Raw genomic sequence first — 23,046 nt, forward strand, 5'->3', positions numbered from 1 at the left:
CAAAAGAACAGCGCTTAGTATGTACTTACTAACCTGTTAGGCAATTCCTAAATATTGTCTACGAAGTTGTTCATTTTCCTTTAATTCCTTCATTTCGCCATGATGAACGGTTCTTCCATCGTCAATGATGAAAAATCGGTCTCCAATTGTACTTGCCATAAAAAAGTTTTGTTCAACAAGTACAATCGATGTCTTTGACTTTATTTCTTGGATGGACTCCATCACTTTTTCTACCACAATTGGGGCTAGCCCCTTACTTGGTTCATCAATCAGAAGTAAATCATTATTATTGACATATGCCCTTGCGATAGAGAGCATTTGCTTTTGCCCACCGCTCAGGTTACCGCCTTTTCTTTTCCAAAACTTCTTTAAGTCAGGGAATAAATTCAAAATGTAATCGAGTCGCTCCTTTGTTTCATCGTTTTCCTTTTTAATGGCAACCTTCATATTTTCTTCAACTGTCAACTCTCCAAAAATTCCTTGGTCCTCTGGTACATAGCCAATCCCTTTTGCAGCAATATGATAGGTTGCATGGCCTGCAATGTTTTCCCCATTAAATTCGATTGTTCCTTTTGCAGGGGGATCGAGTCCCATGATTGACCTCAGAGTAGTTGTTTTACCTGCACCATTTCTTCCTAAAAGGACAGTAACCTCTCCTTTTTTCGCTTCAAACGAAACGCCTTGTAAAATATGAAATTGGTCAATATACGTTTCAATTCCCTCTACTTTAAGATGCAGTGTCATCGTGCAAACCTCCCAAATACGCCGATTGGACCGTTTCATTATTCATAATTTCTTCAGGTGTTCCATCGGCTAGCAATCTACCGTTAAATAAAACCATTACACTATCAGAAAGGTCGAGGATCATATCCATTTTGTGTTCAATTAAAATGATTGTTCGATTCCCTTCCGCTTTAATTTTTTTTATGACCTCAAGGATTGCAGGAACTTCCTCAAGTGACATTCCAGCAGTTGGCTCATCAAGTAATAGAACCTCGGTCTCCAATGCCAAAAGCATGGCAATTTCTAACTTTCGTTTTTCGCCATGTGCCAGATTTTTTGCAATTGCATCTGCTTTATTATCAAGAAGAACAAGCGATAAAATATGTAAAGCTTTTTTTTCGAATTGTCGATATTTACGGAAGTGCTTAAACATTTGATACCGAACCCCTGCCACGGATTGAACGGCTAATCGAACATTTTCTAATACTGTGAGATTTGGAAAAACGTTTGTGATTTGAAAGGAACGACCGATTCCTTTTCGTGTACGTGTAGTTGGAGATAGCTTTGTAATATCCTCACCTTTTAAAAAAACTTGACCATTTGTTGGTGAAAGCTGGCCACTTAACAGATTGAAAAAGGTTGTTTTACCTGCGCCATTTGGTCCAATGATTGATTTGAAGTGATTAGAAGGAACTGTAAAATTAACCTTATCAACAGCAACATGACCTCCAAATGCAATTGTTAGATCCTTCGTTTCAATAATATTATTCACGTAACTTCACCTCTTTTTTCTAAAAGTAGGCTTCGGTAGAAATCCTACCGAAGCCTTTTATAACGTTAATTGCGAACTGGTGGAGCTGTTTCCTCCGGACTTAACTCTCTCATTAAGACTGGAACTGGATAATCCACACCATCAACCTTTTCTAGGCGAATCGCATATAAAGTTTGAAGTGCTTGATGATCATCTTCGCGGAAAGTCATTTTGCCTTTTGGCGTATCAAAGCTCATGCCTTCCATTGCTTCAATTAGCTTATCTGCATTCGTGTCGCCATTTGTCTTTTTAATCGCTTCAACTATCGCTAATGCAGCAGTCATACCACCTGGAGTAAATAGGTCAGGAACCTCTCCTTTGAATTTTTCTTTATGTTTTTCAACTAACCAATCGTTAATCTCGTTTTTAGGAAGCTGATGATAGTAAACTGTGAATCCTTCCATTCCAACTAACGCATCCATTGTAGCAAGTGCTGGGATATCTGGCGCACCTGTCGAGATTTTAATACCATTTTCTTGAACCTTCATATCTGCGATTTGGTTCCATGGTGAGTTTGCACCCGCCCAAACAACGAATAAATAATCAGGTTTTGCTTCAATTATCTTTTGGATATTCGATGTAAAGTCAGTTGCTGCTGGATCTGCATATTCCTCATGGATAATGTCAGCACCTAATTTTTCAGCGGCTTCTTTGAATGCAGCGACTCCATCACGACCAAATGCATAATCAGGAGCGAGTGTTGCAATTTTCACACCTTCTTTTGCAATTGCCGCTGCTCCTGCAACCGCATCCTGTGAGGAGTTACGAGCCGTTCTAAAAATGTATTCGTTCCAGTCAGCACCTGTAATACTATCTGCAGCAGCTGGTTCAACAATCATGATTTTTTCATATTCCTCTGCTAGCGGAAGAACGGCCAAGGTATCCGCTGAACTTGAAGATCCGACTAGGAAATCTACTCCGTCTTCTTCAATTAATTTAGTTGCTTTTTGGATTGCAACCTCAGGTTTTGTTTCAGTGTCCTCTACAATAAATTGAATTTCTTGTCCATTTACTTTCATTGTTCCTTCTGTAGCATATTCAAGACCTAGTTCAAACCCTTGTGTCGATTGTTTACCGTATGATTCAAGTCCACCACTTAATGAGGCAAGTACCCCGATTTTGATTGGATCCTTTGCTTTTGTTTCTTCTGCTGGTTTGTCTGAATCACCTGCGCTTGGTTTCTCTTCTTCCGTAGTTGAAGATCCTGAACTACATGCTGCCGCAACAACCATTAGCACGGCAAGCAGGCTTAAGAAAAGCATTTTACGAAATGAGAATTTCTTCAATTTTCCTTCCCCCTTTTGATCTTGAAACTGTAAAAGCTCCGTGCATTCATCCTACTTGAGGCTAGTTACAACTGAGTTACAATATTAAGAAAAGCGCAAGCGCCTTGACAGAGGAACATCGACTAACTACTGCCACGTCCTGTGGCAAACGTCGATGTCAGCACTTCCTCGAAAATGCCATGCATTTTCTTCGTGCAATAATTATGCTGTCGAAGCTTTCCTTTTCCTGTGCAAGTCCGACAAGCACAAAATGAGCGCTGACAGAATGCGCTCTTTGCCTTCGGAACCGATTGGCTTGTGACCTCGCGGGGCTAGGCTGTTTGCGCTAGACAAATAAAAAGGCTGAGACCACTTTTTCTGTAATCTCAACCTTGATAGTTATTCAATTCTAGATGTTTGAAGGACCATTTCGTACATTTGTTTTGTTGGCTGCATCGGGTCAACACCAAGTTCGTCTTCCAATGCTGATACACATTTTTTGTACCATTTGATAGCTTGAGGGCGGTTGTTTTTATGATAATAACAGAACATCAGCAAGCGATATGCTTCCTCCCATGTTCGGTCCTTAGCTAGAATTTGTTCACACCAATAAATGGCTTCATCAAACTTCTCCGTTTGCACAAAGCATTGTGCGATCCGTTCAGCACCACGTAAAAACAATACTTGAAGTCTCTCCCTTTCACTTAAACACCAATCTTCATATCTACGATTTGGTAAATAATCCCCTTCATAAAACTCCAATGCCCGTCTTAAACATTTAATAATCTGCTCTGTATCCTTCTCATGCAAGCCTGCATGTACCCATTCTTCAAACTCAATAATATCAAGCTGATAGCCGGCTTGTTGATTAAGTCCATAGGAAGAGCCAATCCGCCCTATAAAAAACGGTGTAGATCTTGCTACTCGGTTTGGCTCTAATGCATTATTTAAGGCATTTAATGCTACCTTAAAATCTCTTGCAGCAGCAGCCTCGTCATGTTCCGGCCAGAGGGTAGCATATATTTCTTCTCGAGCAACCATGGAATTTCGAACTGTAACAAAAAACTCAAGTAATTCCTTAGCCTTTCCACGCTGCCAACCAGACTCCTCCACCTCTTGGCTGCCGAGCCACACTCGGAATCTACCTAATGTTTGGATTCTTAATGTGTAGCCAGGATGGGACGTAATATTTGAATAACCCAAATTATTTAGAAGCTGATTTACATATGGAAGATGAATTCCTTCCTTCTGTGCATCGAGTAACAATGGAACAACATTATATAAATCTAACGGACCGAAAGTAGTGCGTTTCGTGAGAATAAAATCATAGCCTCCAACCTGCATTTTTTTAAGAAAACTAGCAATGGCTTCGTTAAATGCGGCTTTTTCTTTCCGGTGATAGTGGAGAAATGCTAACCAAAGCTGTGTTAAGACAATCCCATATTGATCACCACAATCTTCAAACAAGGCTTCACATCTTTTTAAATATGTATTCGCATCCTCCCATTTTTCATTATGAACTGAAGAAATACCCATACAAAGTAAAATAAGTGCTGATAGCCAGGCATCCTTTACCTTTTCTGTTTCCTCCAAGGCCTTATTTCCAAATTCAATGGCACGATCATATATGCCTCTGTTTCCGTATAGAATGCATAAACCCATTAATGGCTCTGCCTTCCCTCTTGCAACGTTTATTTCATCCATAATTTCGAGTGCCGTTTCATAGCATTTTGTTGCAAGTGAGGCGTCATATTTATCGAGTAATTGCACCGCATGTCCCATGCGCATCCAGCCGCATGCTTCAACAAATGGTGCCTGAAATTGAACTCCCTGTTTAATTCCTGATTCAGCTAGTTCTTTGGCGGCTTGCCCATTCCCCATAAAGGACTCAATTAACGATAACAATAAATCTGTTTCACGGTGGGATTGCTGTAGATGGACCGTTTTATGATCTTTTTCAATTACTTTCTTTTGGGACAGAATTTTTTTCGTTTCAACTAGCTTTCCGGTCCGCAAATATAATCTTGATTCTAAATTTCCATCTATAAGCGGAATATTGACCTCGCGTCCTTTTTCAAACCACTTTTTTGCTTTATTTGCCTGTCCTGCATTGGCTAGATTTTCAGCCATTAATTGATATACTCTACTTTTGTCTTCACTTGAGGAAGCTTCATTTGCTTCAAGTGCTTCAATCGCCTCTAATAAATATCGCTCAGCTTTACCTGGCTGGATTGTATCAAGATATATTTTCGCTTGTCCCTCATAAGCTTTGCTTAATCCCACTAGATCTCTTGCAGATTTAGCAAAGTGAATGGTTTTTATGTAACATTCCTCAGCCTCCTTATAGGAACAACGGTATCTCAATGCTTCTCCTTTATAAAGCCATAGTAGATAATAATGGTTCATAAGTAATTCAGGGATATATTTAATCCGATCAAGCAGACCTTCAAGCTGCCCATTTTGAATCATTTTCTCCCCATAATGGTGGAGGATTTCTGCTATTCTTTCAAAATCATGGGTTGCCTCAAGATGGTAGATTGCTTGATTAAAATCTCCTAATCTTTGATAATATCGAGCAGTTTGAATATGAAGATTATAAAAATGCCGTTCATTTGTCGAGGAAAGGCGCTGCTCCAAAAACTCCTTAAACAACGCATGGTAGCGGTATTGGCCTTCCCCAATTGAGAGTAAAAAGAGATTATGATCAGAAAGCTCTTTTAACATTTCAGCCGAGCTTCTAATTCCTAAAACTTCATCACATACTTTTCCGTTTAATTCATCGAAAATACAGGTATTCTCAAGAAATTGTTGAATCATTGGCGGTTGCTTCATAAACACTTCCATTGCCAGGAAGCGAAATAATTCATCCAGTGATTTCGATTTATTATTGAGAATTGCCTCCAACCCTCCATCAGAGGAAAGCTGTCCTCGAATCATTCCAATCGCAATAATCCATCCTTCTGTTAATGAAAAGATTTTCTTAATATCTTGATCAGGTATATCCCCCTCATATAAATCACTTAAGAGAACTTCCACTTCATCAAACGAAAACATGAGGTCTCGCTGTTTAAGTTCAAGAAGTTCTCCCTTCAGCATCATCGAAGTTAGAAAATCCCAATTTGGTTTTAACCGACTTGAGATAACAAGATTTAAATTCATTGGTAGATGTTGTATTAGCCATGTCATCCAGTGGTCAATTGAGGAAGAATGCTGAATCAAATGATAATCATCAATGACAAGCATAACAGTCTGATTAAGTACCGTTATCTCATTGATAAACAGCGAGCAAAGTGTTCTTATTTCTTCATCCCGTACATACCGTTCAATATTTTCAACATAAAGAAGTAGTTCCGTTCCGAAACCCTGGTGATTTTTTCGAATCGCATAGACTACATATGTTAAAAAAGGTATAATATCGTCATCATTTATTCCTACGCTATACCAACATGACGTATTTATCTGATCATGAATAAAGGATGCAAGTGCAGTGGTTTTTCCGTAACCTGCTCCAGAATGCAGGATCGTTAGTGGATATTTTGGAATCGTTTTCATTTTCTTCATTAAAGAAGGTCTTCGTAAGATGATGTCCTTTATATTCGGTGGAGTTATTTTTGTTTGTAGAACTTGTATCTTAGTCCCCATCCCATAACCTCCCTTCGTATGAAATGCGCCTCTTCGTATTTACACCAAGTTAATTCATAATATTGCTATTATTTTATCATATCCAAGCCAAAAAGAACTCGAATTTCGGTAGAGTTCCTTGACAATGTTATTTATTTTCGAGTTTTATACTTAAAGTAATAATTCCATTTTATCGAATGGCCAGTATTTAATGTTAACCTTTCCAACAACCTGTTCTATTTTTACAAACCCAAAATGTCGGCTATCCCAGCTATCTAGGCGATTATCGCCAATAACGAAAATATGATTTTCCGGTACGGTCGATTCCCCTGCCACTTCTTCAAGAGTGAAGTCGCCTGTTAATTGTCCAAAGAATATTTCTTCTTTAAATTTGTCTAGGTATGGTTCAGGAACACTTTTCCCATTTACATAAAGCACGTCATCCCGATACTCAATATAATCCCCAGGCAATCCGATGACTCGCTTTACAAAATCCTCTTCTTTATTTTTATGAAATACAACGATATCAAAGCGTTCAAGCTCCCCTATTTTCATCCCAATCTTGTTAACCATCAAAAGGTTACCGTCCTCAAGGGTTGGCATCATTGATTCGCCTTCAACTATGTAGTTTGTAAAAAAAAAGGTTCTCAGAAATACTACAATGATGAGACTGATTCCTAAAGATTTAATAAAAGAAAAGTTTTGCTTCTTCTTCGCTGAGGTTTCCTCCATTCCAACTCCACCCTTCAACTTATGGTAATCAAATACGCCTTGGCGTATTTGCGCCCAGATTTTTTCGAGCTTGCTCGAAAAGTTTCCTTTGAAAATCTGTGGCATCCGCCGGAGGCTTAACTTTATTCAGTCAAATCTGAATAAAGTTAAGCCTCATCCTCCTTAAGGAGAGTAGGCTTTACCTTTAACCATGCTTCTACTCTTTTTCCGACAATCCAAAGCACGAATATAATGATAACCACAATAATGGTTCGAACTGGCTGTTGAAAAAGAGCTCGTATATCATAGCCTATGAAGCTAATGGTGAATATCATTACTAATTTTCCACTTAAAACAGCTAAAACAAATTGAGGGGTACTTACCCTCGATAGCCCCGCTACTAAATTTATCGCCGCAGATGGGGTGAAAGGAAAGCATAATAGGAGAAACAAAGGTCCAAATCCGTGCCTTTCAACCCAGTTAATAAGACTTTTTACTTTTTTATGGCGACTGATAAATGAAAAAAATCGTTTTTGACCGTATTTACGAACTAGGAAGAAGACAAGCAAAGATCCACCAATGGCTCCTATCCATGAATATAAAAATCCAAGCCAAAGTCCAAACGCATTTGCATTGGCAACAACAAATGCAACCAGAGGCAGAAACGGGAGAAACGCTTCTAGCATTGGAAGAACAATTCCAGGCAATGGACCAAATGATCGGTATTCACTTAACAATTCTTCAATATTTTGCAATGTAATAAGTTCTTTGATCGTTTCAATGTCCATAGGTATCTCCTCGAAAATAATCCCTTAGCGGATGCGGTAAATTTATCTTACTTCATATTGTACACCCATATGGGCATTCCTACCAAAAATATTTTTCACTTAAAATGAATAGAAAAAGACACTAGTGATTACTAGTGCCTTTTTATTCTTATACTAAATATTCTACAAACCAGTCTTTAATATGGTTTAGACGCGATAATCTTAATTTTGGATTCCCACTTCTTGATAATTCATGATTGCTACCTGGGAAACGAACAAATTTTGTTGGTTTCTTTTGATGTTTCAGCGCCACATAGAACTGTTCTGCCTGTTCGATAGGACAACGGAAATCGCGCTCCCCATGGATAATCAATAAAGGTGTCTCCACATTTCCCACATATTTTAATGGTGAATGATCCCATAGTTTCTCGGCATGTTCAAGTAGATTCCCTTTTAGCTCCCATTCAGTAAAGAAGTATCCAATATCACTAACCCCATAAAAGCTAAGCCAATTCGAAATTGAACGCTGAGTGACCGCAGCTTTAAATCGATTAGTATGACCAACAATCCAATTTGTCATGAAACCACCATAGCTACCACCGGTGACACCAAGCTTTGTTTCATCAACAAAATCAAAATTCTCGACTGCATAATCTGTAGCTGCCATGACATCTAAATAATCCTTTCCACCATAGTCACCTCGAACAGCATCAACAAATTGCTGACCATAACCATGACTTCCACGGGGATTCGTAAAGACTACAACAAAACCTTTGCCTGTTAACACTTGAAACTCATGAAAATATGTATTTGCGTACATCGCATGAGGACCACCATGCACTTCAATAATGGTCGGATATTTTTTACCTTCCTCATAGCCAAATGGCTTCATTACCCAACCATTAATTTCCCAGCCATCAGGAGCATTGAATGTAAAGCTCTCTGCCTCAGATAATTCAATGTCTTGTAAAAAGGCTTCATTTACATTTGTTATTCGATTCAATTCACCAGTACTTAAATCCAAGTGATAGAGATCCCCAGGCTCAGTTGGTGTACTAATGCCAACCACTGCCTTATGACTTTTTACCGTTAATGCGAATACATGTTGATTTTCAAATAAAGACGGATATACCTCGCCTTCAACAGAGCCATAATAAACTCCTGTACTGCCGTGGTTAGATAATAAGAAATAAAAACTTCTACTATCGTCATTCCAGATAACTCCGGGATTTGAACCGCCTAATTGAAAATCTGCAGCAACACAATCTCCAACATAAGCATCGAGTTCGCCCGTTAAGCAAGTTAATTCGGAACTATCAACTGTATGTAGCCAGATTTTCGGCAATGTTGCACCTGAAAATTCCTGTTCATGCCCGATAATCGCAATATATTTACCATCTGGTGACCATGATGGTAAGCCAAAGTTACCGGTACTGCCCGTAATCTTTTGATAACTTTTATCTTTTACTGACATCACATATACATCAGAGGTTAAATTATAATCTGAATCCTCGCTAATATCACCTACGAATGTGATTTTCGTTCCATCCGGTGACCAACCGCCTGCTGTATAATCATGTTCACCTGATGTCAACTGCTCCATTTCACCAGAAACAACGTCAAGTACTGCAAGATGTTGATTTTTATTATCTAAAAATCCTGCTGCATCGGATTTATAACGAATTCGATCAACAACCATTGGTTCAAGCTTCTTCTCATCTTCATCTGTTTTCTTCTTTTCCTTATCCATAATAATTTCATCAGGAGCTAATGAAGTTGCAAATAAGATTTTTGAGCCATCCGGTGACCAAATCGGATTTCTGGCACCATTCACACAATATGTAATTTGCTTCGGCTCACCGCCGTTTGCATTCATCATATAAATTTGTTGTTTTCCTGAACGATTTGATACAAACGCGACCGTTTCTCCATCGGGAGACCAACGTGGTGATCCATCTCGAACATCCCCAAAAGTCCACTGTGTGACCTTTCCATCAACAGTTCCAACATATAAGTGTGAGTTATATTCATGCTTTTCTTTATTAATTTCTGTTTCCACAAACACAAAGCTTTGCCCATCTGGAGAAAATTGTGGATCATTGACCGTTTTTAATTCATACAAATCTTCTGTAACAATTCCTCTGCGCTTTTTCTCTGTCATCCTTCTCCCGCCTTTATTACAATATTGTCAAAGTAAAATGATACTTCTACTCCACTTAAAAGTATTTCGACACTAGAAATACTTTTTCCTTCTCCATTCTTGATTCTTCTAAAAAAATATCTTATTATATATACAAACATTTGTTCTTGAAAGAGGGATAATCATGACAAGAATACCTGAGGATGACCGTGATATTTTTGAAAAAGCCATCTTTTTACCAATGGTTCTTACCATTCTTAATCGTGATCTTTCAGCAATAGAAACTGCTGGCCTTAAGTTAAAAAAGCCGTATCTTCATTTGCTTGAACATACAATGAAGAAAGTTCAAAAAGACCTCTACTCAATCAAACAACAAATGAAAAAGAAAAATATGAAGATATGGGAAAAACAGAGAGATGAGGCATTTACTCTATTTTCATTCATGTATCGAGGCTATGAGGAGGAGCATAACTACTTTAACCCACGGATTCGAAATGAAGTTCAGCAGCTGCTTGAATCTTATTTTATCGAAAAAAGCGCCAGTGAGTAGCATATGACAAATGTAGGGCAGGGAAAAACAATCATTTTTCAATAGTCCTTTTTAATTTTTTGGGTTAGATATCAGATTTATTAGGTAAGCTTTCGTTGGGTTGAGGATTTAATACAAAATTAATTCGTTTGCTCGGTTTATCCATTCGATTGGTAACAATCGTCCGAAGCTGTGCAGTTCTATGGAGTTGGTTTTGGAAGGAGCCCTTCGAGATTTGCAGTTGAATCGCTTGCTTATTTGTAAAAATAACGGTTGTTTTTTCGTGTAGACTATACTCGCAATCCGAAACATAATTATGCGAAAGCCACGCACAGTCTTGTTTTGTTGGAGAAGCGGTCGGAAATAGAAAAATCTTATTGGAGGCCTCTACAATGATCGGAGCCTTATGTGTCACACCCATAATTTCACGCGTTCCTTCTTGCCTGCCTTTAAGTGAACTTCCAAAATAACGGCAGCTTCGGTCGACAATCTCAGTAGGCTTCATGGCGACTACGTATTCACCTTCTACTTCGAGTATCCTTGAACAGGTATTATTTCCTACTTCAATTGGGAGTACCGCCATTGTATCTGGGTTAATCTCATATTCCACTAAATAATTTGTATTCTTCACTTTCATTTATTCATCCCCTTTAAATTATTTTAATTTTTAAATTAATGAAAGCATTTCCATAATAGCATTAATAGGTATTTATAACTATAAATTTCACAAATCGTCCACAAATTGTTCACAAAAAAAATGGAATTCTTTTTAAAATGCTCTTTACTAAGAGCATCTTTAAAAGAATTCCACATCCCTGTTTGCTATGAGTTTTCATTAATTTGACCAAGTTCTTTTTCGGCTAAGTATGCGTTCGCTTGTTCTAATGTCGTATGCTCATCAATCGAATTGCCCGCATAGACAGATTCCGAAAGAAAAGGATTATTTGTATCAAGTGCGTTTGACATCCCAAAAACTGGATTTAATGGTGTATTCATTGGGATATCGTTGTTTGAATGCTCATTTAAACCTTTCATTTTTTTCCACCTCCATTACTATCATGNNTACAAAAAGGTTGAGTATTCCAAATAAATTTTTGAAGAGTCAAAAAATTCGGTTTATTATCTTTACTCACCTAAATATACTATTAAAAAGGTTTAGGGGTGAGCTTTCATGAAAAATAGAAAAACCAACTCTGAGATCATGAAATCACGAGATAAGAAAACAATTAAATCACCTAGGGAATCGGTATTAGACATATATATTCAAATGATTATTGATGAGAGCCTATTTAAGCGAAAAAAAGAGCTTTTGGAAAAAAAGGTGAATGAAGCGATTGATGCCAGAAATGAAGGTTTGTTTATGAAAGCATCAGCAGAATACCGGAAGTTGTTTAGTAAAACGATGTAGAATTATTTTACGTAAAAAAACTGACTAACAAAAGTTAGCCAGTTTTTTCATGAGTATCTCGTTACCCTAAGAAAGTGCCTGAAGTTCAAACGAGGCTTTAATCGTACCTACTTCAAGCCCTGCATCATTTTTTATAACTGAAGGCTTCAAATCTCTTAATCTAGTGATTGTTTGTTTATTTGAATAACCGATTTGTTCGAGAATAGTTGCTACAATAACGGGCCAATTATCTTCAGAACCATTGGCTACTTTTAAAGCAAAGCCTAGTCCCTCTTTTTTTAGTCCAAAGCAATAGACACCCTGAGCTCCACCCTTTGCTACGATATTGTAATCTTCTAACAACGTTGTACAAATAAACCGCTTAGACGCTACCATTTTGGGAAACTCATTCATTATGTTTGTCATTTCGATGACAGCCTTTTGTAAATTGGGGTCATCGATTAAATCTGGATTGGCAAATTTGAGATAGGTGATTGCCATATTTTTAAGTGGGATTCCATATACTGGAACACCGCATCCATCAATTCCTATTTTAATCTTCGATATTGGGAACTCAGATAGGAGTGAAAGTATATGTAGTATTTTTTGTTGAAGTGGGTGATCAACTTTCCAATACTCTCCAATTGAATACCCCATTTCACGACATACGGCTAGGAAACCCATATGCTTTCCTGTGCAATTATGATAAATCCTTCTTTTCTCCATTCCTTTTCTTAGCATTTCTTCTCTTGGTTCTGTATTTAATGGATATGAGGGAGGACAATACAGTTCTTCCTCTTTTATAGGTAATTTCTGTAACATTGATTCGAGAGCATTAATATGATACGACTCTCCACGATGAGAAGCTGAAAACATTGCCGTCTCTTCGTTAGTTAAGCCATATTTGGTAATTATATTTGAAAGAAATACTGGTAATGCTTGTATTGGCTTTGCTGAAGATCTAAAGTAAGTATAATGCTCTGAATCCCCCAATAGATACTCGACATTCATTTTTTTATTTACACCACAAACCATTCCGATATGTACATTTTCTAGTAATCCAGCCCTTGTCTCTTCAACCAATATGTTAAAATTCACGGTCTTCATTCCTTTCTCAGTATCCATTGATTTTCATCAACTATTCTAGATTTAGAAGCATATGCTGTGCTTGGATAGCTGCCCCCAACACTACTCCACGATCACTCAACTCAGAGTAGACAATTCTTACTTTTTCTTTTATAGGCTCCCAAATAAATAAGTTCAATTTCTTTACAATCGCTTCTTTTATTTCTGGGAATTTTTGAATGGTACTCCCACTTAAAACGATCACCTCTGGATCATATAGGCATAATATGTTGCTTATCGCAAGTGCGATATATGTTGTGGTTCTATCCATGATATTAACTGCCCATGATTCACCATGACGATAAGAGTTAAACACATCTTCTATACTTGTTATGTCCTTTACTTTTCTTGCATCTGACACAATTGCCCCTTCTGATATATAGGTTGCTAAGCAGCCAATCTTCCCACATTTGCACACATTACCAGTTGGATCCAATACTGTATGACCAATCTCTCCGGCATTATTAGACTCTCCCCTATGTATTTGGCCATTTAAAATAATGGCTGAACCAATACCTGAACCTATTCCCACTAGAACAGCATTTTGTGAATCTTTTGCCTTTCCAACATAATTTTCAGCCACAATTTTCATTTTCAATTCATTGTCAATGATCACATCAAAGCCAGTATTTTCACTTAGGTCCGATGCCAAACTTACATTTTTCCATTTAAGCTGATCTGACACTTTTACGACACCATTTTGGTAATCTATTAAACCTGGAAGACCGACAGCTACTCCAATAAACTTTTCTAATGGAATTTGATGTTGGCTAATAAGGTCTTTCATAAAAAATATAACCTTTTCCATTGTTTCCTCATATTTTTCTGATTCCTCCCTTGAAACACTTTCCCAAGCAACAATTTCCCCATTAAAGTTCACAATGCCAATTTTAATAATTGCTTTATCCAGCTCTATCCCAATTGTGTATAAAACATCACCACATATTTCAAGTAGTGTTGCTCTCCTTCCTACCCCCGAAGTAACAAGTTCTGTCTCTCTTACAAACCCTTGTATATGTAACTCGCTTACAATTCTTGTAATTGTAGTGGGACTCATCCCAGTTATTTTGGCAATTTCCATTCTTGAAATCGGAGATTGGTTTTTTATGATTTCAAGAACTAAATTCTTATTTTGTTTTTTCATTAATAGCTGGTCTTGTTTTTCCATCTTTTAACCCTCTTTTTATCTTATTTAATAATCATTTAAGAAATCATGTTTATACTCCCAGTGGAAGAACAAACATCATTTGTTAAATGTGGGCCCAATGTTGAATTGTAAAACAACTCAACATTAGGGTACTTTAATAAATTAATTCTTGCCTGTCTTTTAAATTACTTAAAGCTTTTTATAAACTCAACTGCCATAGAGATATCCCTGACAGGGTTCGTTTTCACTTCACGTTCAATTGTTAAATAACCATTGTATCCAATCTCATTTAATGCTTCAAAATACTTCCGGAAGTCAACAGAACCTTTACCTAGTTGTACTTCTTTAAAAAACTCTCCAGAAGCAACCATTAGGGCAATCTGTTCATGATCTGTACCTTCCCCATAACCAAGAGCACCATATACATCCCGCGGGTCAACAGGTTTAATTTGTATCCCATCCTTTACGTGGGTGTGGACAATATAATCCTTTAAAAGTTTCACCCCTTCAACTGGATCATCACCTGTCACCATGACCATATTAGCAGGGTCAAAATTGACAGAAACTCCATTTGTACTTAAGCTGTCTAGAAAAGATTTTAATCTAACAGATGTTTCTGGTCCTGTTTCAATTGCGAAATATGCGTTCATACTCTTTGCATAAATCCCCAGTTCATCGCAGGCTTTTTGCATCGCTTCATAAATACTGCTGTCCTTGTTTTCAGGTACAATACCGATGTGTGTTGTAACAATATTTGTACCCAATTCAACTGCAAGGTCTAATATCCGCTTTGATTTTTCAATTTTTTTCGAATTTTGCTGGTGGTCTTGAAAACCGTGTCCACCTAAGTCACCACATAATGCGGATATCTCCAATCCTAATGATGAAATATAAGCTTTCAGTTCCTTTCGAGCTGAGGAACTTAGATTTTCAGGCGCCATTTCTCCATCAACTGCATAGATTTGGACACCGTTAGCACCCATATCTTTTGCAACTTTTAGCCCTTCCCAAAGTGGTAATCTCAAACTATCCACAATGATTCCGACTTTGTTAGTTATTTTTACCTGCTCCATTTATGAAAATTTCACCACACTTTTCTTTTCTGAAGCTTCATAAATACCTGCAAGGATTTTCATAATTTCAACACCATCCTCTACAGGGGCAACTGGTTTTGTTCCTAATAAACAGCTTGTTACAAAGGAATCAATTTCATTTTGGAAAGAATTTTTAAAATCAAATGTTAAATGATCGATTTGCGGGTGAATATTTACCATTGTATTATTTTCTTCACTTACCAACATTAACTCAGGCTCTAGTTCTGCTCCACCTTTTGTACCGAACAGCTTTACTTGAATTTCATCCTTTTTCGCATGAAGCGTAAAGGAAACGTCGACCATTAAAGAAGCACCATTTTCAAATGTAATAAGTGCGTTAGCCATATCTTCAACCGTATTCTTATCTTTATCATAGTCGGCGGCTTTATAAAAGCTTAACCCTTCAATATTACCGCGATTACCTAGCATATGATAGGTATGCCCGGATATTGACTTCACCTTAGGACGCCCCATTAAATACCAACAAATATCAATAATATGAACACCAAGGTCAATCAACGGCCCACCCCCTGAGCGTTCTTTATCTGCAAACCATCCACCAGGATTTCCTAAACGACGTAAACATGATGCTTTAGCATAATAAATTTCTCCTAATTTGCCATTATCAATAAAGGATTTCAATACCTTTGTATTTGTCGCGAACCTTCGTACAAACCCTACTTGCAAAATTTTATTTGATTGTCGAACTGCTTCTTCTACCTTTAATGCCTCTTCCACATTCATTGATAAAGGTTTTTCTACTAGTACGTGTTTACCACCTTTGAGGGCGCCAATTGAAATATCTGCGTGAGTATTATTCCACGTACAAATGCTGATAGCATCAACTTCGGGATCATGAAACACTTCCTCAAGGCTACTAAAAACACGATTTATACCATATTGTTCTGCCTTTGCTTCGGCTCTTTCTTTTGAATAGTCATATACACCGTATAGAATTGCGTTAGAGTTATTCGCATAAGCTTGTAAATGCATATCAGAAATTGATCCTGTTCCAATCACACATACTCGTAATTTATCCACATCTATTCCATCCTTTCCAGACAGTTTTCCAGCATTTATTGTACTTCGTTCCATAATCTCCTCACATTGTCCATACCAATTTTAGATCCAACCTTACAATCTTCCATTCCCTCAAATTCAACCGTTAGGTACCCATCATATCCCGAGTTTTTAACTAGTTTAATAATCTCACGAATATTTATGTCACCATGACCGACGATTGCACCTCGCAAATAATTTTCATTCACTGTCCTAAACCAAACTCCATCACCTGGATTTTCGTAATACGGACGAATATAGAAATCTTTAAAATGAACAGTAGCAGCATATTTGATATTTTTCTTAACTCCGACAAGAGGTTCCTCATCAATACAAAGGAAGTTGCCAACATCAAGTGTTGTCTTGAAATTTTCACGATTTACTGCGTGAATCACCCGCTGAACACGATCACTGGACTGAACATTAAAGCCATGGTTTTCTATTGTTGTCGTAATGCCATATTGTGCAGCATAATCAGCGACCAACTGGCTACCTTTTACTAATTTTGAAAAATGTTCATCAAAATAATGAATGGTCATATGCTCTTTCGGCAAGGTAAAAGCTGTTACATCATGACGCATAATTTTAATTCCTAAACGATTAACGATATCGACATGCTTTTTAAGGCGTTCCACTTCCTCAAAAAAAGCTTCTTCAGTTTCTTGAACAAAATTTGCAGGTAAAGAATAAGCTGATAACTCAATTCCCACGGACGCTGCTTTTTCTTTAATTTGATCGGCTAATTCAATATTATCAACTACTGTATATCCATATGGAACTAATTCAACGTGCTCACCACCATTGTCCGCTACCCATTGTACGACATCTAAAACAGTCATCGTTCCTTCTCTAAGCTCTTTTACTAAACTATATGTACTTAATCCAACCTTCATAGTTATCACTCCTATTATATTAATCGATAAAATAGTCCCAGCATAATCTGAGAATTTAAGTTTCTTCAAAAAAACTAATTTACAACCTTGCTATTCTACTAAATGACAAGCAACATAGTGTTCTGACGTACCACCATTTTTTGCAGGAGGCTCTGTTACTCTACAAATATCCATTGCAATTGGACAACGTGTATGAAATCTACAACCTGACGGAGGATTTACGGGACTTGGTAAGTCCCCCTGTAATATAATCCGTTCCCTTCTTAACCTCGGATCCGGAATTGGGATAGAAGACAGTAGAGCCTTTGTATAAGGATGCTGTGGGTTTGAAAAGATAGTCTCTTTTGGGCCAGACTCCACAATCGTCCCGAGATACATAACTCCAATATGATCACTGATGTGCTCAACTACACTTAAATCATGGGAAATAAACAAATATGTTAAGTGAAATTCCCGTTGTAAATCTTTTAATAGATTTAATATTTGTGATTGGATTGAAACATCTAATGCTGAGACTGGCTCATCTGCAATAATTAGCTTTGGCCTCATAATAAGGGCTCGGGCAATTCCAATCCGTTGCCGTTGTCCACCACTGAACTCATGGGCATATCTATCTGCATGATATTCACCTAATCCAACGATTTCTAGCATTTCTGAAACTAGTTTGTTTCGTTCTACCCTTGATAATTTTGTATGAATGACTAGTGGTTCTCCTACAATGTCACGAACCTTCATTCTTGGATTTAACGAAGCATATGGATCTTGGAATATCATTTGAACCTTTTTTCTGATTGCTTTTAATTGTGTTTCTTTTTTTTGTGAGATTTCCTCCCCATCAATCCAAATTTCACCCTTGTTCGGTTGAATTAATCGTGAAATTAGTCTTCCGGTTGTCGACTTCCCACATCCACTTTCTCCTACCAGACTAAATGTTTTTCCTTCTTGAATCATAAACGACACATCATGAACTGCTTTTAATGACTTCTTTTTCTCAAACATCCCACCTGGAATAGAAAATGACTTTTTCAATCCAGATACTTTTAAAAGAGTATTAGACACGAATGCCCCCCCTCTCCTCGTTGTATAGCCAACAGCTACAGGTTCTGCCATTTTCTAAAATGAATTCTGGTGGCTCTTTCTCAGAGCAAATCGGCATCGCATCTTTACATCTTGGCGAAAATTTACACCCTTTTGGAAGATTGCTAGGATCAGGAACATTCCCCTTTATTGAATCAAGCCTATCCTTTTTTTGACCAATCTTAGGAACTGAACCAATTAAACCTTTTGTATAGGGATGCTTCGGACTTTCAAATAAATCAAAAACGTCGGCCTCTTCAACAACCCTTCCCGAATACATTACAACTACACGGTCACACATTTCAGCAACGACACCTAAGTCGTGGGTAATTAATAAAACAGACATATTCTCTCTTTGCTTTAATTGTTTTATTAAATCCAATATTTGCGCTTGTATTGTTACATCAAGGGCGGTTGTCGGCTCATCTGCGATTAAAAGTTCCGGGTTACAGGAGATGGCCATTGCAATCATGATTCTTTGTCGCATTCCACCTGATAATTGATGCGGATATTCATACAGAATTTCTTCAGCACGTGGAATTCCTACCTTTTTTAGAATCGAAATTGCATGTTTTTTAGCCTGCTTATCATTTAATCCTAAATGAATACGTATGGGCTCTGACAATTGTTCCCCGATTTTCATTACAGGGTTTAACGAGGTCATCGGTTCTTGAAAAATCATTGCTATTTGCTTTCCACGAATCCTTCTCATTTCACTTTCTGATTTGGTTGTTAATTCTTCTTCATGAAATTGAATGGTTCCTTGGCTTATCCCTCCACTAGTACCCTTAAAGAGTTTCATGATGGATAATGACGTTAAGCTTTTGCCACTACCGGACTCTCCAACTAACCCAAGAACCTCTCCTTTATTTATGTGAAAGGTAACCCCATGGAGAATTTTTATTTTTTGTTTATCTTTTGTAAATTCAGTTTCAAGTTTTTTGACTTGTAGCAGCTTTTCCATCCTCTTCAAACTCCTTATTCATTCTTTGTTTTTGGGTCCAACACATCTCTTAGACCATCACCTACAAGATTAAAGGCTAAAACTGTTAAAAAAATGGCTATTCCCGGCATCATGACTACATGTGAGGATGTACCCAGATAATCACGCCCGAGACTTAGCATTGCTCCCCAATCTGGTGTTTCTGGACTAGCCCCTAAACCAAGAAAACTTAAACTTGAGGCTGCCAAAATCGCTGTACCAATTCTCATCGAGATAAAAACAATTAAGCTACCTGCGGTTTCAGGAAAAATGTGTTTAAACATAATTCTAAAATGTGAGGCACCAATTGATTTTGCCGCTTCAACAAAAAGCGTTTCTTTTCCTTCTAGGGTAGAACCCCTTACTAACCTTGCAAAAGAAGGAATACTAAATACACCAACTGCTATGACCACATTTTTTAATCCAGGACCTAAGATAGCAATAATTGCAATAGCCAGCAATATATCCGGAAAAGCAAAAAGGACATCACTTGACCTCATGATAATTCGGTCTAACCAACCTCCAAAGTACCCACTAATCAGTCCTAAAATTGTTCCACCAATGGCACCTAGCAATACAGATGAAAAGCTTACACTTAATGAGATTCTGGCACCCGCTAATAATCTACTAAAAATATCGCGTCCATATTCATCCGTTCCTGCTATATGTTCCATACTAGGTCCTTGTAAAACTTCATTATAATTTGGCTCATATGGATCGTAAGGTGCAATGTAAGGACCAATAATCGCAATAATAATTAATAGTAGAATAAAGAAGCTTGCCCAGAGAGCAGTCTTTTGCCTTTTCCAATTCTTCCAAAACTCTTTAATTCGAGAATATTGTTTTCCATTACTGACTGTTATCAAATTAGGTACTTCTTTCGATACTTCCATGCCGATCCTCCTTTACGATACATAGCGAATTTTGGGATTTAGAAAACTATAAAGAATATCTACTAACAAATTTACAAGAATAAACTCAATTGAAAATAGTAATAATTCAGCTTGTATAACCGGATAATCTCTAAACGCAATCGAATCAATTAATAACCGCCCCATACCCGGAAAACTAAATACTGTTTCTACAACTACCGAACCTCCTAATAAGAATCCAAATTGAAGTCCAGCAATTGTAACAACTGGAATTAATGAATTTCGTAATGCGTGCTTAGGAATGACAACAGATTCTTTTAACCCTTTTGCCCGCCCAGTTCGAATAAAGTCTGCCTTTAAAGTATCTAGCAAGGAGGATCTTGTAAAACGTGCGAGCATCGACATGATTCCCGCACCGAGAGTTAACGAAGGTAAAATATAGCTTTTCCATCCATCAATTCCACCAGTTGGGAGCCATCCTAGCTTTACCGAAAAAATTTGTATTAGGAGTAAACCCAACCAAAAGCCTGGCAATGAAATACCTGATACAGCAGTAACCATACCGAAATAATCTGGCCATTTATTTTTATAAACAGCCGATAGAGTACCTATTAATAATCCTATAATTAACGCCCATACCATACTAAACATTGTCAAATAAATAGATGGCATAATTCGATCTGCAAACATATCCATTACAGGTAATCCTGTTTTAAGGGATGTTCCTAGATCACCTTGGAATAGATTGCCCATATATGTAACATATTGTTCCCAGATTGGCTTATCCAGCCCTAGCTCAGCTCTAATAATTTCAACTTCTTCTAAAGTAGCGTCTTTTCCCGCAACTAGTCGTGCTGGATCTCCCGGAATTAAATGTGTAAAAAAGAAGATTAATATTGAAACAATGAATAAGATGGGTATCATTTCAAAAATTCGTTTAATGATATACTGGAGCATTATTGAAAACCCCTTTCTTAGGAAGGAAAGAAGCTTCGGGATTCGCATCCCTCCACTTCTTTTTTACGACATACGTTTTCTACTTACTTTAGGTTTGCGTCTAGGACGTTAATTCCACCTGTTGGTGAAATAAATACACCTTCTACATTTGCTCTCTTTCCTGCTAAAATTTCATCTACACCTAGGAAAATCCACGGTGCATCATTATAGATTGTTGCTTGAATATCACTATAAATTGCTGTTTGTTTGCTTTCATCTGGTGTTGTATTCACTTCTTCAATCCATTTATCAACTTGATCGTTTTTGTAATATGCAGTATTTGCACCATTCGGCGGGAATGAACCGCCATAGAATAATGGTTTCGTAGCATTTGTTGTATCAGAAGGATAAGCAGACCAGCTTACGTACCACATTTGTAACTTCGTATCCTCAGGTGTTTGTGCCCCGTAAATCTCATCCGAAAGCGTACCTTCTTCCATTGATTTAATTTCAACATCTACACCAATTTCTTTTAACTGTTGTTGAATAAACTGCATACCTTTCATCGTATCCGAATTTGTATTACCCCAGATTTCCGCTTTAAAGCCATCTTCTAACCCAGCCTCTTTTAGTAGTTTCTTTGCCTTTTCAATATCTTGTTCATATACTTCTTGTTTCTCATAATGAAGTGTTTTATTTGGAATAATGGAGTCTAGTGGTAACCCAAATCCTGCATTAACTACGCTTATAAATGCATCTTTACTAACCGCATAGTTTAGAGCTTGTCGAACACGAACATCGTCAAAAGGCTCTTTCATAGTATTAATAGATACATAACGAGCAATTGTAGATGGTATTTTTTGAACCTCTACATCCTTATTACCTTCTAATTCCTTAATATTTTGACTTGGTAATGGATAAATTACATGGGCTTCCCCCGTTTTTAACATCGCTACTCGTGATCCATTCTCAGGAACTGGCTTATATGTAATTCTCTCTACGCGGTCTTTTTTATCCCAGTACTCATCGAAACGTTCAACTGTTAAATGGTCCCCTTGTACCCATTCAACAAATTTAAATGGTCCAGTACCAACGGGTTTTTTTCCAATTTCCTCACTTCCAGCCTCCAAAACCTTAGGACTAAGGATTTTTGCTGAGACAAACCTTGTTAACATACCAGCATAAGGCTCTTTTAAAGTTACTTTTATTTCATAATCACTTAAAATCTCAATATTCGTAATGAGATTAAATCCCCGACTATTAAGGCGAAGACTATCATCATTTATGATTCTTTCGAAGTTTGCTTTAACATCCTCAGCATTAAATTCTTCACCATCATGGAATTTTACTCCTTGACGTAACTTGAATGTGTAAACTAAAGCGTCATCACTTATACTGTAATCCTCGGCGAGTTGTTTAATAATTTTTCCTTCCTCGTCAGATCCTAGTAATCCCTCAAGCATAGCTGACTGCACCGAGTTAGAATTGGTATCCCCTGTATTATGTGGATCCATAGAAATAAAGTTTTCATTTACCGCGATCACCAATTCTTGCTCAACCTTCTTACCGTTCTCCTCCTTTTCACCCCCACTTTCTTTACTAGAACATCCAACAAATAACACTGCAGACAAAACTACTAGTAGCAATACTTTCCAATACTTTGATTTACTCATTAATTTTCCCCCTTTATTTTTCTTTTCAGGACTTTACATGATAGAATTATTGATTTTGTTCCCTGAATAAAATATGGTAAATTTCCTCGTATCAACTCTTCATAAGTTAATACGATTAAACATGCCACCTCTATTTATTTTCACCAGGTTAATAAATGCCTAAAATATTTAATATATAGGTGAAATATTAGTTATAATAACAATTAATTTCTCCACTGGTGAAATTAATTGTTA

General features: G+C 37.3%; 21 protein-coding genes. 2 read left to right on the forward strand and 19 right to left on the reverse strand.

Features of this window, described 5'->3' with window-relative positions; all coding sequences use genetic code 11:
* Positions 1–36 precede the first annotated feature (36 nt).
* From V7147_RS04770 to V7147_RS04800, 7 genes are all read right to left on the reverse strand, one after another.
* Positions 37–744, reverse strand: a complete 708-nt coding sequence (locus V7147_RS04770) for an ABC transporter ATP-binding protein (RefSeq protein WP_335366719.1) — start codon at positions 742–744, stop codon at positions 37–39.
* Entirely contained in the window at positions 728–1,495 is a 768-nt protein-coding gene (locus tag V7147_RS04775; RefSeq protein ID WP_335366720.1) for an ABC transporter ATP-binding protein, read from the reverse strand. Before V7147_RS04775 ends, V7147_RS04770 begins: the two co-directional genes overlap by 17 nt.
* A gap of 65 nt (positions 1,496–1,560) precedes the next feature.
* The gene (locus tag V7147_RS04780; RefSeq protein WP_438824546.1) at positions 1,561–2,766 is read right to left on the reverse strand and encodes a substrate-binding domain-containing protein; all 1,206 of its coding nucleotides are present in this window, start codon (positions 2,764–2,766) and stop codon (positions 1,561–1,563) included.
* Positions 2,767–3,198: 432 nt separating this feature from the next.
* Positions 3,199–6,441 (reverse strand): BTAD domain-containing putative transcriptional regulator, encoded by a 3,243-nt coding sequence (locus tag V7147_RS04785; protein ID WP_335366721.1) that lies wholly within the window; start codon positions 6,439–6,441, stop codon positions 3,199–3,201.
* A 150-nt stretch (positions 6,442–6,591) separates the two neighbouring features.
* Complete coding sequence (gene lepB, locus V7147_RS04790) at positions 6,592–7,152, reverse strand: signal peptidase I (protein WP_335366722.1); 561 nt, start codon at positions 7,150–7,152, stop codon at positions 6,592–6,594.
* 146 nt (positions 7,153–7,298) lie between these two features.
* Complete coding sequence (locus tag V7147_RS04795; protein ID WP_335366723.1) at positions 7,299–7,919, reverse strand: TVP38/TMEM64 family protein; 621 nt, start codon at positions 7,917–7,919, stop codon at positions 7,299–7,301.
* Between the two features lie 148 nt (positions 7,920–8,067).
* Positions 8,068–10,059 (reverse strand): S9 family peptidase, encoded by a 1,992-nt coding sequence (locus V7147_RS04800; protein WP_335366724.1) that lies wholly within the window; start codon positions 10,057–10,059, stop codon positions 8,068–8,070.
* 163 nt (positions 10,060–10,222) lie between these two features.
* Between V7147_RS04800 and V7147_RS04805 the strand changes: the two genes are divergently transcribed.
* On the forward strand, positions 10,223–10,588 hold the full coding sequence (locus V7147_RS04805; RefSeq protein ID WP_335366725.1) for a hypothetical protein: 366 nt from the start codon (positions 10,223–10,225) through the stop codon (positions 10,586–10,588).
* Positions 10,589–10,652: 64 nt separating this feature from the next.
* Here V7147_RS04805 and V7147_RS04810 read toward each other — a convergent pair whose 3' ends face one another.
* Entirely contained in the window at positions 10,653–11,204 is a 552-nt protein-coding gene (locus tag V7147_RS04810) for a competence protein ComK (protein ID WP_335366726.1), read from the reverse strand.
* A gap of 185 nt (positions 11,205–11,389) precedes the next feature.
* The gene (locus tag V7147_RS04815; RefSeq protein WP_335366739.1) at positions 11,390–11,602 is read right to left on the reverse strand and encodes a hypothetical protein; all 213 of its coding nucleotides are present in this window, start codon (positions 11,600–11,602) and stop codon (positions 11,390–11,392) included.
* A 136-nt stretch (positions 11,603–11,738) separates the two neighbouring features.
* Here V7147_RS04815 and V7147_RS04820 point away from each other — a divergent pair, with 136 nt between their 5' ends.
* A complete protein-coding gene (locus V7147_RS04820) occupies positions 11,739–11,975 on the forward strand; it encodes an IDEAL domain-containing protein (RefSeq protein ID WP_335366727.1) in 237 nt (78 codons plus the stop codon).
* A 66-nt stretch (positions 11,976–12,041) separates the two neighbouring features.
* On the opposite strand, the gene V7147_RS04825 is transcribed toward V7147_RS04820, so the two are convergent.
* From V7147_RS04825 to V7147_RS04870, 10 genes are all read right to left on the reverse strand, one after another.
* Positions 12,042–13,061, reverse strand: coding sequence for an asparaginase (locus V7147_RS04825; RefSeq protein ID WP_438824547.1), 1,020 nt, complete (start codon positions 13,059–13,061; stop codon positions 12,042–12,044).
* A 31-nt stretch (positions 13,062–13,092) separates the two neighbouring features.
* Positions 13,093–14,247, reverse strand: coding sequence for an ROK family transcriptional regulator (locus V7147_RS04830; RefSeq protein WP_335366729.1), 1,155 nt, complete (start codon positions 14,245–14,247; stop codon positions 13,093–13,095).
* A 164-nt stretch (positions 14,248–14,411) separates the two neighbouring features.
* Positions 14,412–15,299: a sugar phosphate isomerase/epimerase family protein gene (locus V7147_RS04835; RefSeq protein WP_335366730.1), complete on the reverse strand. Its 888-nt coding sequence runs from the start codon at positions 15,297–15,299 to the stop codon at positions 14,412–14,414.
* Positions 15,300–16,361 (reverse strand): Gfo/Idh/MocA family protein, encoded by a 1,062-nt coding sequence (locus V7147_RS04840; RefSeq protein ID WP_335366738.1) that lies wholly within the window; start codon positions 16,359–16,361, stop codon positions 15,300–15,302.
* A 35-nt stretch (positions 16,362–16,396) separates the two neighbouring features.
* Positions 16,397–17,272, reverse strand: a complete 876-nt coding sequence (locus tag V7147_RS04845; RefSeq protein ID WP_335366731.1) for a sugar phosphate isomerase/epimerase family protein — start codon at positions 17,270–17,272, stop codon at positions 16,397–16,399.
* A 90-nt stretch (positions 17,273–17,362) separates the two neighbouring features.
* Positions 17,363–18,331: an ABC transporter ATP-binding protein gene (locus tag V7147_RS04850; RefSeq protein WP_335366732.1), complete on the reverse strand. Its 969-nt coding sequence runs from the start codon at positions 18,329–18,331 to the stop codon at positions 17,363–17,365.
* A complete protein-coding gene (locus tag V7147_RS04855) occupies positions 18,324–19,313 on the reverse strand; it encodes an ABC transporter ATP-binding protein (protein ID WP_335366733.1) in 990 nt (329 codons plus the stop codon). Before V7147_RS04855 ends, V7147_RS04850 begins: the two co-directional genes overlap by 8 nt.
* Positions 19,314–19,327: 14 nt before the next feature.
* Complete coding sequence (locus V7147_RS04860; RefSeq protein WP_335366734.1) at positions 19,328–20,224, reverse strand: ABC transporter permease; 897 nt, start codon at positions 20,222–20,224, stop codon at positions 19,328–19,330.
* 12 nt (positions 20,225–20,236) lie between these two features.
* A complete protein-coding gene (gene nikB / locus V7147_RS04865) occupies positions 20,237–21,160 on the reverse strand; it encodes a nickel ABC transporter permease (protein ID WP_335366735.1) in 924 nt (307 codons plus the stop codon).
* A gap of 83 nt (positions 21,161–21,243) precedes the next feature.
* Positions 21,244–22,812, reverse strand: a complete 1,569-nt coding sequence (locus V7147_RS04870; protein ID WP_335366736.1) for a glutathione ABC transporter substrate-binding protein — start codon at positions 22,810–22,812, stop codon at positions 21,244–21,246.
* Positions 22,813–23,046 lie beyond the last annotated feature (234 nt).

It is taken from the genome of Bacillus sp. JJ1521 (genome assembly GCF_036965165.1).
Taxonomy (GTDB): Bacteria; Bacillota; Bacilli; order Bacillales; family Bacillaceae_L; genus Ferdinandcohnia.

What these genes read in the sequence shown, in the direction of transcription:
- V7147_RS04770 (WP_335366719.1), bottom strand. Translation starts at nt 744, where the DNA reads ATGACACTGCATCTTAAAGTAGAGGGAATTGAAACGTATATTGACCAA.
- V7147_RS04780 (WP_438824546.1), bottom strand. Translation starts at nt 2,766, where the DNA reads ATGGTTGTTGCGGCAGCATGTAGTTCAGGATCTTCAACTACGGAAGAA.
- V7147_RS04785 (WP_335366721.1), bottom strand. Translation starts at nt 6,441, where the DNA reads ATGGGGACTAAGATACAAGTTCTACAAACAAAAATAACTCCACCGAAT.
- lepB (WP_335366722.1), bottom strand. Translation starts at nt 7,152, where the DNA reads ATGGAGGAAACCTCAGCGAAGAAGAAGCAAAACTTTTCTTTTATTAAA.
- V7147_RS04795 (WP_335366723.1), bottom strand. Translation starts at nt 7,919, where the DNA reads ATGGACATTGAAACGATCAAAGAACTTATTACATTGCAAAATATTGAA.
- V7147_RS04800 (WP_335366724.1), bottom strand. Translation starts at nt 10,059, where the DNA reads ATGACAGAGAAAAAGCGCAGAGGAATTGTTACAGAAGATTTGTATGAA.
- V7147_RS04805 (WP_335366725.1), top strand. Translation starts at nt 10,223, where the DNA reads ATGACAAGAATACCTGAGGATGACCGTGATATTTTTGAAAAAGCCATC.
- V7147_RS04810 (WP_335366726.1), bottom strand. Translation starts at nt 11,204, where the DNA reads ATGAAAGTGAAGAATACAAATTATTTAGTGGAATATGAGATTAACCCA.
- V7147_RS04815 (WP_335366739.1), bottom strand. Translation starts at nt 11,602, where the DNA reads ATGAAAGGTTTAAATGAGCATTCAAACAACGATATCCCAATGAATACA.
- V7147_RS04820 (WP_335366727.1), top strand. Translation starts at nt 11,739, where the DNA reads ATGAAAAATAGAAAAACCAACTCTGAGATCATGAAATCACGAGATAAG.
- V7147_RS04825 (WP_438824547.1), bottom strand. Translation starts at nt 13,061, where the DNA reads ATGAAGACCGTGAATTTTAACATATTGGTTGAAGAGACAAGGGCTGGA.
- V7147_RS04830 (WP_335366729.1), bottom strand. Translation starts at nt 14,247, where the DNA reads ATGGAAAAACAAGACCAGCTATTAATGAAAAAACAAAATAAGAATTTA.
- V7147_RS04835 (WP_335366730.1), bottom strand. Translation starts at nt 15,299, where the DNA reads ATGGAGCAGGTAAAAATAACTAACAAAGTCGGAATCATTGTGGATAGT.
- V7147_RS04845 (WP_335366731.1), bottom strand. Translation starts at nt 17,272, where the DNA reads ATGAAGGTTGGATTAAGTACATATAGTTTAGTAAAAGAGCTTAGAGAA.
- V7147_RS04855 (WP_335366733.1), bottom strand. Translation starts at nt 19,313, where the DNA reads ATGGAAAAGCTGCTACAAGTCAAAAAACTTGAAACTGAATTTACAAAA.
- V7147_RS04860 (WP_335366734.1), bottom strand. Translation starts at nt 20,224, where the DNA reads ATGGAAGTATCGAAAGAAGTACCTAATTTGATAACAGTCAGTAATGGA.
- nikB (WP_335366735.1), bottom strand. Translation starts at nt 21,160, where the DNA reads ATGCTCCAGTATATCATTAAACGAATTTTTGAAATGATACCCATCTTA.
- V7147_RS04870 (WP_335366736.1), bottom strand. Translation starts at nt 22,812, where the DNA reads ATGAGTAAATCAAAGTATTGGAAAGTATTGCTACTAGTAGTTTTGTCT.